We start from the raw sequence: 16,528 nt of genomic DNA on the forward strand, positions 1-16,528 counted from the left end.
CCGGGGCCACCTGGCGTCGCACCCGACCTCGGGCTATCCGGTCCCGACGCCGGCCGGGCCGGCCGCCGCCCCGGTCGCGGTCGACACCCCCGGCGCGGCGGTCCGCGCCACCGGCACCCGTGTTCCGCTGCGCCCCGCCGGCCGGGCCCCGACGTCCGGGTCGCCGGCCCCGCCGTCGACCGGCCCGCCCGCCCCGCCGCCCTCGGACGACGACGCCTCGGCGGCGGTACCGTCGGACGCCGCCGCGGCGTCGGTGCCGTCGGACGCACCAGCCGACCCACCGTCGTCGGATCGGCCGCCGGAGGGGGTGCCGCCGGACGGACCACCGCCCGGACCGACCGGACGCGGGTGGCCGGTGCCCGGCTGGGTGCGGTCGGTGGAGTGGTCCAGCACCCGCAGCGAGGCCAGCGCAGCCATCGGCACCACCAGCGCCGCGGCCGCCCCGGCCACGTCCAGCGCGGCACCGCCGAGCAGCCCGGCGATCACCGAGGCCAGGGCCGTGCCGGCGAACGCCGCCCGGATCGCCGGGTAGATGCCGAACAGCCGCATCAGCCCACCCCAGGGTTGCAGCAGCGCGAACCACACCAGCAGCACCCCGACCACCGCCAGCACCGTCAACGGGCTGTTCACCAGGGTCTGGAAGTTGGCCGTGCTGGACCGATGCACGGTCAACCCGCCGGTGCCCTCACCCAGGGCGGTCAGGAACCGGCCCAACGCCCCCCGCTCCTCCACCGGGCGGCGCAGGTCCACCACCGCGAACCCGATGGTCAACGCCAACCCGGCCATGGTCGCCCAGACCAGCCGGCTGACCGTCAGCCAGCCGCCGGTGCTGATCGCGGCGGCCACCGCCACCCCGGCGGTCAACGCGATCGCGCCGATCGAGTCGGCCCCCAGGTAGGGGCTGCCGACCACCACCACGGCCAACCCGCCGACCGCCACCACCACCATCGGCCGCCACTGCCGGCGGACCCGCTGCGCCAGCCACCCGGCGGTGAGCAGCGAACCGGCGAGGAACACCCCCAGACCCACCGTGCCGAGGCCGGAGAACCGGCCACCCTCCAGGGCCGAGTAGCCGACCACCCCGTTGAGCTGCAACCGGGCCCCGCTGAGCACGTCCGCGCCGACCACCAGGGTGGCCAGGCCGGCGACCGCGCCGAGCGGGCCGAGGGTGCGGTCGTGGCCGGGGGTGAACCGGACCAGGGCCGTCGCGCCGACGATCAACGCGACCGTCACCACCGCGAAGTACGCCCCCGCGTGGTCGCCCCGCCACCACGGCACCGCGTCGGCGAGCAACGCCGCGGGCACCGCCAACGCGACGGCGACCAGCAGCAACTCCACGGTCGCCACGATCCGCGGCGACACCGGTGGCGGGCTGTGCGGGCCGGCCAGCCGCCGCGCCCGACGCAGCAGCGGCAGCACCGCGACGGCCAGGGCGATCTGGGCGGCGGCGAGCAACCCGAAGAACCAGCCGGCCACGGCCCGCTGGGCGGCGGCCTCCCGGTCGGCGTCGGCGGGCGCGGCGATGGCACTGGCCAGGTCGTCCGGGCGACCCTCGACCTTCACCGCCGGCCGGCCCAGGAACAGCCGCTCGGGCATCGGCCGGCCCAACGCCGTCAGCGCCGTCGGCGCGAGATCGACCAGTTGCAGGTAGCCCTCCCGGCCGGTGCTGGCGGAGGTGAGCCAGCCGTTCTCCCACCCCGGGCCGTCGGCGACGACCACGTGCAGCCGGGCCGGCGCCTCCGTGTCGGACACCCCGGCGACCAGCACCAGCGACCGCTGCGGCCGGGCCGCCAGCACCCTCGCCAACGCCTCGTCGGCCCGCCGGGCGTCGGCCCGCCGGTCGGCCGGGTCGGTGCCGCTGACCGTGCCCAGGTCGACGATGCTCAGCACACACGAACCGAGCAGTCCGGCCGGGTCGGCCGGCAACGCCGGGGCGTACCGGTCGACCCGGCCGAAGGGGCGGGCGGCGGCCACGGCGGCACCGGGGCCGACCGCCACCGAGCAGCGCACCGACTCCGACAGCGAACCGGGCACCGTGCCCCAGGGCTGCCGGTCGGCGTTGTAGGCGACCACCCGCTCCTGGTCGGGCAGGTTCGCGCCGATCCCGTCGGGCTGCTCGACGGTCACCGAGGCCGGCGGACACCCGCCCGGCCGGCGGCTGCCGTTCCAGCCCGCGTAGCTGCCCGCGCCGAGGGTGAGCCAGCCGTCCACCGGGCACGTCGGGCGGTGCGCGGAGCGGGTCGACAACGACCCGATGGAACCCTGCCGGGCCATCCGCCACAGCGTCGGGGTGCTCTGCGGGTCGACATCCGACCAGCGCAGCCCCGCCACCCCGGCCAGCACCACGTAGTCGGCGGTGCGTCGGGGCGGGCTGCTGTCGGGCCGGGCGGCCAGGGCGGTGACCCCGAGCGCCACCACGACCAGGGTGAGCAGGACCGGGGTGAATCGGCGCAGCATCAGGCGCGTCCCGTCGAGGGGGTGTCGGTGCCGGGGGCGGACGCCCCGGCGCGGCCGGCCGGGTCGGCGTCCAGTTCGGTGTAGAGGGCCCGCAGCGCGGCGACGGTGTCGGCCTCGGTGGGCCAGGTGGCGGCCCGGGTGGCACCCCGCTTCGCCAGGTCGGCGCGCAGGCCCGGGTCGTCCAGCAGCGACCGGACGGCCGCGTCGACCGCGTCGACGTCGCCGGGCGGGACCAGCAGCGCGCCGTCGCCGACCAGCTCGGGCAGCCCACCGACGGCGGTCGCCACCAGCGGCACGCCGACACGCAGCGCCTCTTGGGCGAACAGCTGCCGGGCCTCCCAGTCGCTGGTCACCACCGCCAGGTCGGCCCCGGCGAGCAGGTCCGCCACGTCGGTACGGTGCCCGAGCAGCGTCACCGGGGCGCGGGCGGCGGAGATACGGGCGGCCAACGGCAGGTAGGCGGGGCCACTGCCGGCGATCACCACCACCGGCGGCGGGGTGCGGGTACGCCACCGGGCGGCGGCGTCGACGAGCACGTCGTAGCGTTTCTGCGGGTGCAGCCGGCCGACGGAGAGCACCAGCGGCTGCCCGGCGGAAACACCGAACTCGGCGCGTACTGCGGTGCGGCGGCGACGCGGGGCGGGCAGCGCCGGGGCGGCGACCGGGGCGAGCCGGGCGTCGGTGGCGCCCAGCGCGGCGGCCCGCTGCACCAGGTCCGTGGAGGCCCCGAGGGCGACCCGGGCGGACCGGGCGACGACCCGTTCGGCGAGCCGGGACAGCCGCCCGCGCAGCCCTCCGGCGAGCACCGCGTTGTGCCAGGTGACCACGAGCGGCGCTGGTGGCCGGGCGAGCGCGGCGACCAGTCCGGCGCGCAGCCCGTGGGCGTGCACCACCCGCACCCGCTGGCCGGTCAGCGCCCGACGCAGCGCGGTGACCGCCCGCGCGTCGGCGGGGGTGGGGTTGGCCGAGATCTCCACCGGGGTGAACCGGGCCCCGGTGGCGGTGAAGTCGAACTGTTCGGCGGTGGCGGCCGGGCCGCAGACCAGCACCGGCTGGCCGGCCTCGACGAGCCCGCGCGCCACCGACCGGACGTGCTGGCCCACCCCGCCGGTGCTGGAGGCGAGCAGCAGCACCACCGTGCCCCGGGCGTCGGGGGCGGACGTCGCGTCGGTCATGGGGAGAGGGTCTCCTTCCCGTCACCGGCGTCGCGCACAACGCCGTCCTGCGGGTTCCCCGCCGGTCGCCGGCCGCCCAACCGACGGCGTACGCCGGTGAGCAGCGGCCCGACGTCCCGCCGGTCCACCAGCCAGGCGACGGCGAGGAACAGCGCGCCGACCACGGCCCCGGACAGCATGCCCTGCACGAGTGCCCCGGCTGTCGTCGGGGTGCCGCCGCCGGCGGCCAGCCGGGCGGTGAGACCACCGGCCGGGGCGGCGACCAGGGCCGCCAGCAGGCCGGCGGTGGCGGCCCGGCCGGCACCGGCCAGCGCCGCCGGCCCGGCGCTGCGGCGTACGGCGACGACCAGCAGCGCCCCGAGCAGCAGCATGCCGACGGAGTTGGCGAGGGTGACGGCCAGCACCCGGTCGGCGCGCGGCAGCAGCGCCGAAAGGGGCAGCGCGACCAGCGGCACCACCAGCCAGCCGGTGGTGATGGCGGCGGTGGCGGCTCGGGTGGCACCCCGGGCGTAAAGGGCCCGCGAGAGCACCGCGAACAGGCCGTAGCCGACCAGGCCGGGGGCGAACCCGGCGATCGCGGCGGCGGTCGGCTCCGCGCCGAGCGGGAAGAACCGGCCGACCGGTTCGGCGGTGCCGATCAGCGCCGCCGCGCCGAGGAAGCCGAACAGCAGCACCCCCCGGGTGGTCGAGGCGACCGTGGCGCGGTAGCCCTGCTCGTCGCCGGACGCGGCGGCGGCCGACAGGCCCGGGTACGCGGCGACCGCCAGCGGCACCGCCAGCACCGCCCAGGGCAGCAGGTAGACGGTCTGGGCCAGGTTGTACACCTGCGGGGAGCCGGTCGGGCCGCCGGAGACCCGGTTGAGGATGACCACCAGGGCGAGTTGCTGGGCGGTGACGGTGACCGCCCCGGCGACGGCGAGCCCACCGACGCGGGCCCGCGCGTCGGCGGGGAACGCGTAGCCGGGCCGCCAGGTCAACCCGAGCCGACGCAGCGGAACCAACAGCGACAGCGACAGCACCACCACCCCGAGGGTGGTGCCGCCGGAAAGGATCAGCTCCCCGCCCCGGCTGACCTGCGCGATGCTCGCGTCCCGCCCCTGGGTGACGCCGAAGACGAGGTAGACCGCCACGACGGTGAGGCTGGACAGCAGCGGCGCGACGACCGGCCAGGCGAACCTGCGGTGCGCCTGGAGCACCCCGGTGAGCACGATCCCGATGCCGTAGAGCGGCAGTTGCGGGGCGAACACCCGCAGCATCCGCGCCCCGGCGGCCAGTTCCGCCGGGGACCGCCCGTCGGAGATCGCCGCCACGACCGGGTCGGCGAACACCGCCACCAGCGCCGCCAGCGGCACCAGCAGGGTCACCGTCCAGGTCAGCAATGCCCCGGTGGTCGCGGCCACCGCCCGCCGGTCACCGGCCGCGACCGGCCCGGCCAGCAGCGGTACGACGAGACTGGCCAACGCCCCACCGGCGACGATCTCGAAGATGATGTTCGGCACGGTGTTGGCGATGACGTACATGCCGCCGAGGTCGCTGCGTTCGACGACCCAGGTGAACACGGCGGTCCGGCCGAACCCGGCGAGCCGGGCCAGGACGGTGAGCACGGCGATCAGGGCGGCGGCGCCGGCCACCCGACCGGTGCCGGCGAGGGGGGCCGGTCTGGTCACGTCAGTCGGATCGCCGGCCCAGCGCGTCGAGTTCCCGCAGCACCGGGGTGCGCTGGATGACCGCCGTGAAGCTGACCTTCTCGCTGGCCGCGGTGAGGCCGGCGAGGACCGCGAGCAGCCCGGCCCGGCCGAGCGGGCCGGTGCGGGCGGCCAGGGCCACCCCGAGCAGCGCGCCGAGCGCGTTGGCCCCGCTGTCGCCGATCATCACCCGCTCGCCGAGGTCCTCGTCGAGCAGCCCGGCGGCGGCACCGACCGCACCGGCGGCGATACCGGCGTGCGGGCCACCGGCCAGCGGCACACCGAGCAGCACCCCCGACTTCAACGCCCGGCCGGGACGCAGGTCCAGCAGGTTGAGCAGGTTGGCGGTGCCGGCGATCACCCCCGCGCCGAGCAGCACGTCGGCGGTGCGGCCGAGCGCGCCGTGGCGCTGCCGGCGGGGGTGCGCGGCGACCTTCGGGTCGGCGGCGAGCAGCACGGCGGCGGCGAGCCCGGCCGCACCCACCCCGGCGACCTTGACCATCCCGGCGGTGACCCGACCGGCCCGCAGGGCGGCGAGGTGACCGGCGAAACCCTTGGCGGCCTTCTGCTCCGGGCGGGCACCGACCACGTCGTCGTAGAGGCCGACCGCGCCCGCGCCGAGGCCGGCGACGAGCACCGCCGCGCCCGCCGGGACACTGGCCGCGCCGAGGGCCCCCGCGCCGGACGCCCCGACGGCCAGCGCCGGCCCGGCGGCGAGGGTGACGGTACGGCCCCGGAAGTTGGTCCGCTCCAACGCCGGCCCCGCCGGGGAGGTACGGGCCTCCCGCAGCGCGTACCGGGCGGCGGCGGCACCTGCGGCGGCGGCGAGCAGCCGCCCGATCCCGCTCATGCGGCACCGCCGGACGGCGCGGACGGGTGGTAACCGGTCAGCGGGGTACGTGGTTCGTTCACTGGGGCAGTCTAGGCACCAACGTGGCGTTGTCGCCGACGCCGTACTGACCCGTCCGCTTCTCGGTGAGCTGTTGCACCAGGGCCAGGCTGGTGACCAGCTGCCCCTGTACCGTGTTGGCGTTGTCGACGGTGGAGATGGTCTGGGCGAGCACCGGGTCGCCACGGACCACGGCCACCAGGTTGCCCCCGGTGGAACCGTTGCCGCCGACGACGATCGCGCCGGTCCGGTCGAACTGCTCGGCGATCTTCACCACCGACTCGTCCTTCTTCGCCGAGTCCTTGTCGACGTACGGCTGCCCGCTGACCACCACCACGGCCTCGGCCGGGCCGGTGACCTTCTCCTCGCTGGTCAGGTAGCCGGCGTTGACGTACGCGGCCAGCACCGCCCGCCGGTCGGCGTCGGTCACCGGCGGGGTGCCCTGCGGCCGGTCGAGCAGGACGCTGGCCAGCAGGGCGCTGGAGGTCTCCACGCCGTTGCCGTTGCCCGGCAGCGCGGAGGCGGGGGCGGTGGGCCGGGCGGCGGTGACGGCCAACTCCATCAGGCTGGTGTTGTTGTCCGGGTTGACGAACTTGTCCTGGATGTCGACGCGGCCGGCCACCGAGGCGCCGGCGGTCTGGAGCATCTTCAGCACACCCTCGGTGTGCTCCCGCCCGGTGGGCAGGCTGAGCACCATGACCCGCTTGCCGGTCAACTTGCCCGGGAGGATGATCTGCGCCATCTCGGCGGCGAAATCCTCCTCCATGTCCAGTTCCTTCTGCAGGCTGTTGACCGACTGCCGCATCTGCTGGTTGTCCTTGCGCAGCGAGTTGACGGTCTCCTTCAGCGAGTCGGCGACCGGCCCGTTGAGGGCGGCCGTGCCGACCACCAGGCCGATCGCCAACGCCAGGAAGACCGCGGTCAGGGACACCACGTGGTACCGGAAGTTGATCACGCTTGCAGCCTCTTGATCGGTCGGGAGCTAGAAGAGCTGGCCGAGCTGGAACACGAAATTGTCCCACCACTCGGAGACCACACCCAAATACGCCTTGCCGACGGTGGAGACCGCCACGGCCGACGCCATCGCGGCGATCGCCGACAGGACCAGCAGCAGCAGCGACGACCCGGAGATGCTCTGCCGGTACAGCCGGCTCACCCCCTTGGCGTCGACCAGCTTCCCGCCGACCTTCAGCCGGGTCAGGAACGTCGAGGCCATCCCCCCGCGCCCCTTGTCCAGGAACTCCACGAGCGTGGCATGGGTACCGACCGCGACCAGCAGCGAGGCACCCTTCTCGTCGGCCAGCAGCATCGCCAGGTCCTCGCTGGTCGCCGCCGCCGGGAAGGTGATCGCCGGCACCCCGAGCCCGTTGACCCGGGCCAGGCCCGGCGCCCGGCCGTCCGGGTAGGCGTGCACGATAACCTCGGCCCCGCACCGCAACACGTCGTCGGTGACCGAATCCATGTCCCCGATGATCATGTCGGGGGTGTACCCCGCCTCGACCAGCGCGTCCGCCCCGCCGTCCACGCCGATCAACACCGGCTTGAACTCCCTGATGTACGGGCGCAGCACGTCCAGGTCGGCCTTGTAGTCGTAACCCCGGACCACGATCAGGCAGTGCCGCCCCTGCACCGGGGTCTGGATGTCCGGCACGCCCACCCCGTCGAGCAGCAGATCCCGCTCCTGACGCAGGTAGTCCATCGTGTTGGCGGCGAACGCCTCCAACTGCACCGACAGACCCTCCCGGGCGTCGGACATCGCCTTGGCGACCGTCTCGGCATCCTGGAGATCACCGTGCGCGACCGGCTCGTCGCCCAGGAAGACGGTGTTGCCCTCGATCCGGACGGTGTCACCCTCCCGGATCCGCTCGAACACCCCCTCGCCGAGGTCGTCCAGCAGCACGATGCCGGCACCGATCAACACCTCCGGACCGAGGTTGGGATACCGGCCCGACACCGACGGCTTGGCATTGAGCACCGCCGCGACACCGACCGCGACCAGCGAATCGGCCGCCACCCGGTCCAGATCGACATGGTCGATCACCGCGATGTCGCCGGGGCGGAGCCGGCCGACCAGCCGCTTGGTACGGCGATCCAGACGTGCGGTGCCGAGAACTGAGTCCGGTTCCGCGTTCCGGGCCCGGCGCAACGTGGGTAGACGCATCGTGACCATCCTGGCATGGGAGGCAGGCATTTCCGTCGCGACATGCCTGAGCAGGGCCGCCTACCCAGGGAAGCACACCAGAGCACAGGCCGGTGTGCCTCCGCTCACAATCGTTGCCCTCAGGGCCGCCTTTCCTTCGCCGCGACGGCCAACAACTCCTCGGCATGCGCGATACCCAGATCCGAATCCGGCAAACCCGCGAGCATCCGCGCCAGCTCCCGGGCCCGCTCGGTGTCCTCCACCACGCGCACCCCACTGGTCGTCACCGCACCCCCGGTGTCCTTCGCCACCACCAGGTGCCGGTCGGCGAACGCCGCCACCTGCGGCAGGTGCGTCACCACCAACACCTGGTGACTGCGCGCCAACCGGGCCAACCGCCTACCGATCTCCACCGCCGCCTGCCCACCCACACCCGCGTCGACCTCGTCGAACACCAACGTCGGCGGACCGCCCGAACCGGCGAACACCACCTCGATGGCGAGCATCACCCGGGACAGCTCACCCCCGGAGGCACCCCGCTGCAACGGCAACGACGGCGCACCCGGATGGGCCAGCAACCGCAACTCCACCTCGTCGGCACCGTCCGGACCGACCCCGCACTCCACCCCGTTGACCGGCAACGTCGGCTCGGACCGCCCGGCCGGCCGGGGCAGCACCGCCACCTCGATCCGCGCGTGCGGCATCGCCAACCCCGCCAACTCCACCGTCACCTGCTCGGCGAAGCGCACCGCCGCCTCCTGCCGGGACGCCGACAACCGCCCGGCCAACTCGGCCACCTCACCGGCCAGCCGCTGCGCCTCCCGGTCCAGCTCGTCGAGCAACTCGTCGGAGGTGTCCAGGTCGGACAACCGGGTCCGCGCCCGCTCCGCCCACGCGATCACCCCGTCGACGTCGTCGGCGTACTTACGGGTCAACGCCCGCAACGCCGCCCGCCGCTCGTAGATCGTCTGCAACCGGGCCGGGTCGGCGTCCAACGCCGCGAGATACGTCGACAGCTCCGCCGACACGTCCGCCACCAGGGTGGCCGCCTCCTCCAGCCGGCCGGCCAACTCGCCCAGCGCCGGATCGGTGCCGGCCTGCGCCTCCAGGGTCCGCCGGGCCGTACCGAGCAACGCCGTCGCGTCCGGCGTGTCGTCGGCCGCCTCCACCCCACCGGCCACACACAGGTGCGCCAGCTGCGCCGCCGTCCGCAACCCCTCGGCATGTTCCAGCCGCTGCGCCTCGGCCTTCAACTCGTCGTCCTCACCCGGCTGCGGATCCACCCGGGTGATCTCGTCCAGCCCCAGCCGCAGCAGATCGGCCTCCTGGTGCCGGGCGCGGGCGTTGCTGCGCCGGTCGGCCATGTCGTCGACCACCTGCCGCCACCGCGCGTACGCCTCCCGCAGCGCGTCGACCAGCTTCTCGTGCCCCGGCCCGGCGAACCGGTCCAGCGCCGCCCGCTGCTCGGCCGGCCGCAGCAGCCGCAACTGGTCGGACTGGCCGTGCACCGCCACCACCTGCTCGCCGACCTCGCCGAGCATCGACACCGGCATGCTGCGGCCACCCAGATGCGCCCGGGACCGCCCCTCCACCGTCACCGTCCGGCTCATCAGCAGCGAACCGTCGTCGTCGGGCCCCCCACCGGCGTCGACGATCCGGGCGTGCACCACGTCGGCCACCCGGCCGTCGAGCCGCAACCGCCCCTCGACCGTCGCCCGCCCCGGCGCGGCCCGCACCCGACCCGCGTCGGCCCGCCCGCCGAACAGCAGGCCGAGACCGGTCACCACCATCGTCTTGCCGGCACCGGTCTCACCGGTGATGACGTTCATCCCGCCGGCCAGCGGCAGGGTGGTGTCCTCGATGACGCCCAGTCCGGTGATCCGCAGCTCTTCCAGCACAGCACCCGACAGTAGACGCGTGCTGCGACAGTTGACCAGCCGGCACGGGGCACCGCACCGGCAGGAAATCCTCCACCGCCCGGCCACCGGCACAGCGCCGCTGGTCGACGGCCCCGCAGGTGACCACGGACACCCGCACCGGCCCCGCCCGGGACGGGATCAGCGGCGGCTACCGCGCCAACCCTGCACCGGCAGATCGAACTTCGCCACCAGCCGGTCGGTGAACGGCCGGTCCCGCAACCGCACCACCCGCACCGGCAGTGCGCCCCGACGCACCGTCACCGTCGCCCCCGGCGGCAGGTCGTAGACCCGCCGACCGTCGCAACACAGCACCGCCAACGTGGTGAACGGATCGACCGTGATGACGAACGTGGACGTCGGCGCGGTCACCAGCGGCCGGCTGAACAGCGCGTGCGCGCTGATCGGCACCAGCAGCAGCGCCTCCACCTCCGGCCAGACCACCGGCCCGCCACCGGAGAACGCGTACGCCGTCGAACCGGTGGGCGTGGCGCACACCACACCGTCGCAGCCGTACCGGGACAACGGGCGACCGTCCACGTCGACCAGCAACTCCAGCATCTGGGCACGCTCGCCCTTCTCGACGCTGATCTCGTTGAGCGCCCACGACTCGATCGTCGGGCCACCGTCGAACTCGGCCGTGACGTCGAGGGTGAGCCGTTCGTCCACCGTGTAGTTGCGCCCCACCACGTCCCGCACCGCCGTGTCGAGATCGTCGATCTCGGCCTCGGCCAGGAAACCCACCTTGCCCAGGTTGATCCCGAGCAGCGGCACCTTCGCCGGCCGGGCCAGCTCCGCCGCCCGCAGGAACGTGCCGTCCCCGCCGAGCGCGAAGACGATCTCGGCACCCTCCGCCGCCTGGAGACCGTCCACCGGCACCACCCCGGGCAGGTCGAGATCCTCGGCCTCCTCGGCCACCACCCGCACCTCGAAACCGGCCGCGATCAGGTCGGCGGCGACCGCCCGGGCGTGCTCGGTGCTGCGCCGCCGCCCGGTGTGCGTCACCAGCAGGGCCGTCCGGCTCACCGGTGCCACCGCCCGCCCCGCACCCGGCCAGCCCCACCATCGCTGAGGTCCACCGGACCCGCCTCCCGTCCGCCCCCACGGGGCACCGTCCCGACGCCGCCCACCACGCTCACCCTGCCACCCTCCCCGACGCCGGGTCCGGCCCGGGGCCGTTCGGCCCGGCGTCCACCACGGCGCGCACCCGCCCGGGATCGGCAGGTGGCGCGTCCCGGCGCAACCATACGAAGAACTCCACGTTGCCACTCGGACCCGGCAGCGGACTGGCCGCGACGTCCGCCAGGCCGAGCCCGAGCCCGGCCGCGGTCGCCGCCACCGCCAGCACCGCCTCGGCCCGCAGCGCCGGATCACGCACCACCCCGCCCGCGCCGACCCGCTCCTTGCCCACCTCGAACTGCGGCTTGACCATCAACGCCAGGTCACCGTCGCCACGGGTGCAGCCCGCCAGGGCGGGCAGCACCAACCGCAGCGAGATGAACGACAGGTCCGCCACGGTCAGGTCCACCGCCCCACCGATCACCTCCGGGGTCAGCGTCCGCACGTTGGTCCGGTCCATCGCCCGTACCCGTTCGTCGGTCCGCAGCGACCAGGCGAGCTGCCCGTAGCCGACGTCCACCGCGACCACCTCGGCCGCGTCGGCGCGCAACAGCACGTCGGTGAACCCCCCGGTCGACGCCCCGGCGTCCAGGCACCGCCGGCCCGCCACCCGCAACCCGCCGGGACCGAAGGCGGCCAGCGCGCCAGCCAGCTTGTGCCCACCCCGGGAGACGTACTCGTCGATCGGGTCCGCCCCGGTCACCAGCAGCGGATCGGCCGGGTCGACCATCGCGGCCGCCTTGCGCGCGGGCACCCCGCGCAACTGCACCCGACCCGCCTCGATCAACGCTCCGGCCTGCTCCCGGGACCGGGCCAGGCCGCGACGGACGAGTTCGGCGTCGAGCCGGGTACGACGTGCCATGGGGGTGGTTCTCTCCGGTCAGGTCTGATCGATGGTGGCGAGGGTTTCCCGCAACGTCTGGTAAGCCGCCTCGTACTGCGCGATCTGGTCGGCCGGGGACAGGCCCTCGGCGTTGGCCATCGCCCGCACGGCGGCGTCGACCGCCGGATGCCGGGCGTCGTCGACCTCGTCGTCGCGCCCCACGACCGGCAGCGGGCCGGGCCGGCCCACATGCGGCGGTGGACCGGGACGGGCAGCCGGCGGGCCGGGCCGGCCGGCCGGCGGCGGACCGGGGCGGAACGGGGCGGTCACGGCCGGCTTCCCACGGGACGGCTCACGCGGCACCACCGGAGCCGCCGTCGTGGCCGGGGGTCACCTTCCCGGGGCGGGGAGCATCCCCGCCGGCTCCGGCCGACCCGGTGGGCGACGGGACCGCGTCCGCCGCCGACCCGGACTTCTTCGCCACCGCCTTCTTCGCGACCGCCTTCTTGGCCACGGCCTTCGGGGCCGTCGTCGCCACCGTCGTCGGGGTCACCGCCTTCTTCGCCACCGCCTTCCTGGCGACGGCCTTCTTCGTCACCGCCCCGGTCGCCGGTCGGACGGTCCCGGCCGCCGCCGCGGGAGTCGGCCCGGCCGTCGGGTCGGCCCCGGACCCCATCCCCGCGCCGCCGGTCGGCGGGACGGTCGTATCCGGTGCCGCGTCACCGGCCGGCGACACCCCAGGCACGCCCTTCGCCTCACGGAGCTGCCGTTCCAGTTCGTGCACCCGGCGGGTCAGCTCGGCGACCTCGTCGGCCGTCGCCAGCCCCACCGCACCGAGCGCCCGGTCCACCTCGAAGCGGACCAGCTTGGTCAGCGCCTCCCGGTTCGCCGCGCCGGTGGCGAGGAGTTCCTCGGCGAGCGCCTGCAACTGGACGGCCGTCGCGCCGCCCGTGCCGGCCAACCGCCGGGCGGCGTCCTGTGCCCTCTTCCGGGGCGCCTCCGTCAGGCCCAGGGCCAGCTCCAGGTAGGCGCGCCACGCGTCCTGCATGACTCAAGTCCTTCCGCGGGGGCAGTGTGCGGCCCTCACGCTACCGGGCGCCCCGAGCCGTCCCTTGCGGTACGGTGCCGGAAAACGGCGTGGCGGGTACGAAGGAGACGATGTGGCAAGCGTGGACGAGTGCCGACAGGCCCTGCGGGATCTTGCCGACCGGTTGGACCGGCACGCCGACGCCGCCAGGAAGATCGATCTGGACCGGACCCTGGCCTGCCGGATCACCGATCTGGAGACCGCGTTCCACGGCCGGATCGAAGGCGGACGGCTGGTCGATCTCGCCGACGGTGACGACCCCAAGGCGAAGATCGCCCTGACCACCTCCAGTGACGACCTGGTCGCCCTGGTGCACGGCCAGCTCGACGTCACCAAGGCGGTCGCGGCCCGCCGGGTCTCCATCAAGGCCAGCCCGTTCGACCTGCTGAAACTGCGCAAGCTGCTCTGAGCGGCCGCCCGGCGACGAACGGGCCGGCACCGATGCCCGGTGCCGGCCCGTTCCACCGTCAGGTGGCGTGCCTCAGGTGGCCAGGCCGAACCCGGCCAGCGCCTGCTCCGCCTCCGGGGAGGCCGGGCGGACGTCCGCTCCGGTGCCCGTCTCCCAGGCGACCGCGCAGAGCACGGCCACCGCGTCCAGGGGCCGGCCGGCACCGCGCAACTCCACCGCACCGTCCACCGCCGCCGCCGACCATCCACCGGCCTGCGGGGTGCCGGGGACCCGGACCACCGCCGTCGGATCGAAGAGCCCGGCCAGGTCGGCCGCCACGTGGGTCGGCCGCCGCTGCTCGGGGGCACCCAACAGCTCGGCTACGTCGCTGACGCCGGTGAGCACCAGCAGGCTGTCCAGCCCGGCCCGGCGGGCACCCTCGATGTCGGTGTCCAGCCGGTCACCGACCACCAGCGTGCGGCCGGTGCCGGCCCGCCGGGCGGCCGTGGTGAACAGCGCCGGCTCGGGCTTGCCGACCACCACGTCGGGCACCCGGTCCAGGGCGTGCCGCAGCGCGGCCACCAGCGACCCGTTGCCGGGCAGCGGCCCCCGTCCACTCGGCAGCGTCCGGTCCGTGTTGGTGGCCACCCAGGTCGCCCCGGCCCGGATCGCCACCGACGCCTCGGCCAGGTCCACCCAGCCCACCTGCGGGCCGTACCCCTGCACGACGGCGACCGGCGCGGCGTCGGCGCGGTCGACGGGGGTGAGCCCGACGGCGCTGATCTCGGCGCGCAGCGCCTCGGCACCGACGACGAGCACCGCCGCGCCGGCCGGCAGCCGGTCCCGCAGCAGCTCCGCGGAGGCGGCGGCCGAGGTGAGCACCTCCGCCGGGTCAGCCGGTACGCCGATGCCCGTGAGCAGGTCGGCGACCTCGCTGGAGCGCCGCGAGGCGTTGTTCGTGGCGAACGCCACCGACCGGCCCTCGGCCCGCAGCGCGCCGAGGGCCTCGACCGCACCGGGGATCGGCCGGTCGATCAGGTAGATCACTCCGTCCAGGTCGAAGACGACCAGGGCGTACCCGTCGATCAGCCGGTCCCCGGCGGCCGCCGTCATCGCTGGTCCGCCCCCGCCGCGCCGTCGACCGACTTCACCCCGCCCGGAGCCGTCGCGTCGTCGGCGTCAGCGGCCGGGGAGGCGACGGTGTCGGGCCGGTCGTCCGCCGACGCGCCCGCGATGTCGCCGGCGTCGCGTGCGGCACCGGTGGGCAGATCGTCACCGGCAGGGTCGTCCCGGTCGGCGTCGCGGACATCCTGGTCGGCGTCGGCGGTGTCCCGGTCGGCGTCCGGCCCACTCGGCGCGGCACCGTCGCCGTCCCGGTCCTCGTCCTCGTCCTCGCGGTCGTCGTGGCTGTCGCGAGCCTCGTCGTCGACGTCGTCAACGTCGTCTTCGTCGTCGTCGAAGTCGTCCTCGTCACGGTCGTCGGCGGCCCGCCGGGTCCCGGCGTCCGGGTCGGCCGGCAGCGCGCCGGTGGCCCCGGCGGCGGGTTCCTCTACCGGCTCGTCGTCCTCGTCGTCGCCCTCGATCACCACGCCGTCGAGTTCCAGCAGCCGCTCCGGGGCATCGGTCTCACCGTCGGTGTCCACGTCGGCGGCCCGCGAGAACCACTCCCGGGCCTCCTCGCGGCGGTCCACCGCTAGCAGCGCGTCGGCAAACGCGTACCGCAGCCGCGCGGTCCACGGCTCGGCCACGTCGGTGGTCAGCTCCGGAACCTGGAGCATCGCCACCGCCGCGTCCTTCTGCCCCAGGTCACCCCGGGCGCCCGCCGCGACGATCAGCAGTTCGACCGCGACAGCCTTGTCGAGCTTGTCGTTGTCGGCCCCCCGGAACAGGTCGATCGCCCGCTCCGGCCGCCCCAGCGCCCGCTCGCAGTCGGCCAGCACGGCCAGGTGGCTCTGCAACCCGGTCATCCGGTGGTACGTGCGCAGCTCGGCGATCGCCGTCTGCCACTCCCCCGCGTGGTACGCGGCCAGACCGACCGCCTCACGTACGGCGGAGATCCGGGCGGCCAGCCGCCGGGCGGCCATCGCGTGGGCCAGCGCCTCCGCCGGGTCCTCGTCGATCAGCTGACCGGTGGCGACCAGGTGCCGGGCGACGGTCTCCGCCACCGGCTTGTTCAGCGACAGCAGCTCCGCGCGGACGGCCGTGTCGAGGTCACTCGCGGAGATCTCGTCCGGCAGCACCGGCGCGACCGCCCGGCCGTCGGTCTCGTCCCGACGCTCCCGGTCGGGGCCGAACCCGCCCTCCCGACGACGGTCGTCCCCCCGCTGGTCGTCCCGGCGCGGCCGGTCGTGACCGCCGCGCTCGCCGCCCCGGAAACCGCCCTCACGACGGTCACCGCCGCGCGAGTCGTCGTTGCGGAAACCACCCTCGCGGCGGTCACCGCCCCGGAAGCCACCCTCGCGGGAGTCACCGTCGCGGCGGAAGCCACCGGGCCGGGAGTCGCCGTCACGCGGACCCGACCGGAAACCACCGGGCCGGGAGTCGCCGTCACGCGGACCGGACCGGAAACCACCCTCACGACGGTCACCGCCGAAGCCACCTTCGCGGCGATCGCCGCCGCGGAAGCCGCCCTCACGACGGTCGCCGCCGAATCCACCGGGCCGACGGTCGCCGCCCCGGAAGCCGCCCTCGCGGGAGTCGCCACCGCGGAAGCCGCCCTCGCGCGGGCCGGACCGGAAACCACCACGGTCACCACGCGAATCGTCGCGACGGTCCCCACCACGGAAACCACCCTCACGGGAGTCACCGTCACGCGGACCAGACCGGAAACCACCCTCACGACGATCGCC

The 16,528-nt window shown here is 75.2% G+C and carries 14 protein-coding genes and 1 pseudogene; 2 read left to right on the plus strand and 13 right to left on the minus strand.

Features of this window, described 5'->3' with window-relative positions; genetic code table 11:
- Window positions 1-33 precede the first annotated feature (33 nt).
- The 11 genes from B5D80_RS15145 to B5D80_RS15195 form a co-directional block, all read right to left on the minus strand.
- Window positions 34-2,457 (minus strand): hypothetical protein, encoded by a 2,424-nt coding sequence (locus B5D80_RS15145; protein WP_245854595.1) that lies wholly within the window; start codon window positions 2,455-2,457, stop codon window positions 34-36.
- Window positions 2,457-3,632, minus strand: a complete 1,176-nt coding sequence (locus B5D80_RS15150; RefSeq protein WP_088644516.1) for a glycosyltransferase family 4 protein — start codon at window positions 3,630-3,632, stop codon at window positions 2,457-2,459. The genes B5D80_RS15145 and B5D80_RS15150 overlap by 1 nt, the downstream gene beginning before the upstream one ends.
- A complete protein-coding gene (murJ, locus tag B5D80_RS15155; protein ID WP_088644517.1) occupies window positions 3,629-5,299 on the minus strand; it encodes a murein biosynthesis integral membrane protein MurJ in 1,671 nt (556 codons plus the stop codon). Before murJ ends, B5D80_RS15150 begins: the two co-directional genes overlap by 4 nt.
- Window position 5,300: 1 nt before the next feature.
- A complete protein-coding gene (locus B5D80_RS15160) occupies window positions 5,301-6,167 on the minus strand; it encodes a hypothetical protein (protein WP_088644518.1) in 867 nt (288 codons plus the stop codon).
- 58 nt (window positions 6,168-6,225) lie between these two features.
- Window positions 6,226-7,161 carry a copper transporter gene (locus B5D80_RS15165; protein ID WP_088644519.1) on the minus strand — a complete coding sequence of 312 codons (936 nt, stop codon included), beginning with the start codon at window positions 7,159-7,161 and terminating at the stop codon, window positions 6,226-6,228.
- 27 nt (window positions 7,162-7,188) lie between these two features.
- A complete protein-coding gene (gene steA, locus B5D80_RS15170; RefSeq protein WP_088644531.1) occupies window positions 7,189-8,367 on the minus strand; it encodes a putative cytokinetic ring protein SteA in 1,179 nt (392 codons plus the stop codon).
- 119 nt (window positions 8,368-8,486) lie between these two features.
- The gene (gene recN, locus B5D80_RS15175; protein WP_088644520.1) at window positions 8,487-10,244 is read right to left on the minus strand and encodes a DNA repair protein RecN; all 1,758 of its coding nucleotides are present in this window, start codon (window positions 10,242-10,244) and stop codon (window positions 8,487-8,489) included.
- A gap of 159 nt (window positions 10,245-10,403) precedes the next feature.
- A complete protein-coding gene (locus tag B5D80_RS15180) occupies window positions 10,404-11,288 on the minus strand; it encodes an NAD kinase (protein WP_088644521.1) in 885 nt (294 codons plus the stop codon).
- 109 nt (window positions 11,289-11,397) lie between these two features.
- Window positions 11,398-12,243 (minus strand): TlyA family RNA methyltransferase, encoded by an 846-nt coding sequence (locus B5D80_RS15185; RefSeq protein WP_088644522.1) that lies wholly within the window; start codon window positions 12,241-12,243, stop codon window positions 11,398-11,400.
- Window positions 12,244-12,261: 18 nt separating this feature from the next.
- Complete coding sequence (locus B5D80_RS15190) at window positions 12,262-12,534, minus strand: hypothetical protein (protein WP_088644532.1); 273 nt, start codon at window positions 12,532-12,534, stop codon at window positions 12,262-12,264.
- A 22-nt stretch (window positions 12,535-12,556) separates the two neighbouring features.
- Entirely contained in the window at window positions 12,557-13,252 is a 696-nt protein-coding gene (locus B5D80_RS15195; RefSeq protein ID WP_245854597.1) for a phasin family protein, read from the minus strand.
- A 112-nt stretch (window positions 13,253-13,364) separates the two neighbouring features.
- On the opposite strand from B5D80_RS15195, the gene B5D80_RS15200 reads away from it, so the two are divergent.
- Window positions 13,365-13,700, plus strand: coding sequence for an SCP2 sterol-binding domain-containing protein (locus tag B5D80_RS15200; protein WP_088644523.1), 336 nt, complete (start codon window positions 13,365-13,367; stop codon window positions 13,698-13,700).
- Between the two features lie 72 nt (window positions 13,701-13,772).
- Here the strand turns inward: B5D80_RS15200 and B5D80_RS15205 are convergent, their stop codons facing one another.
- Together B5D80_RS15205 and B5D80_RS15210 are read right to left on the minus strand one after the other, a co-directional pair.
- Entirely contained in the window at window positions 13,773-14,792 is a 1,020-nt protein-coding gene (locus tag B5D80_RS15205; protein WP_088644524.1) for an HAD-IIA family hydrolase, read from the minus strand.
- The gene (locus B5D80_RS15210; RefSeq protein ID WP_088644525.1) at window positions 14,789-15,919 is read right to left on the minus strand and encodes a hypothetical protein; all 1,131 of its coding nucleotides are present in this window, start codon (window positions 15,917-15,919) and stop codon (window positions 14,789-14,791) included. The genes B5D80_RS15205 and B5D80_RS15210 overlap by 4 nt, the downstream gene beginning before the upstream one ends.
- A 108-nt stretch (window positions 15,920-16,027) precedes the next feature.
- Between B5D80_RS15210 and B5D80_RS15215 the strand changes: the two are divergent.
- A pseudogene (locus tag B5D80_RS15215) lies at window positions 16,028-16,528 on the plus strand (hypothetical protein); the annotation flags it as partial.

Origin of the sequence: Micromonospora wenchangensis (genome assembly GCF_002210435.1) — a bacterium.
GTDB classification, from domain to species: Bacteria; Actinomycetota; Actinomycetes; order Mycobacteriales; family Micromonosporaceae; genus Micromonospora; species Micromonospora wenchangensis.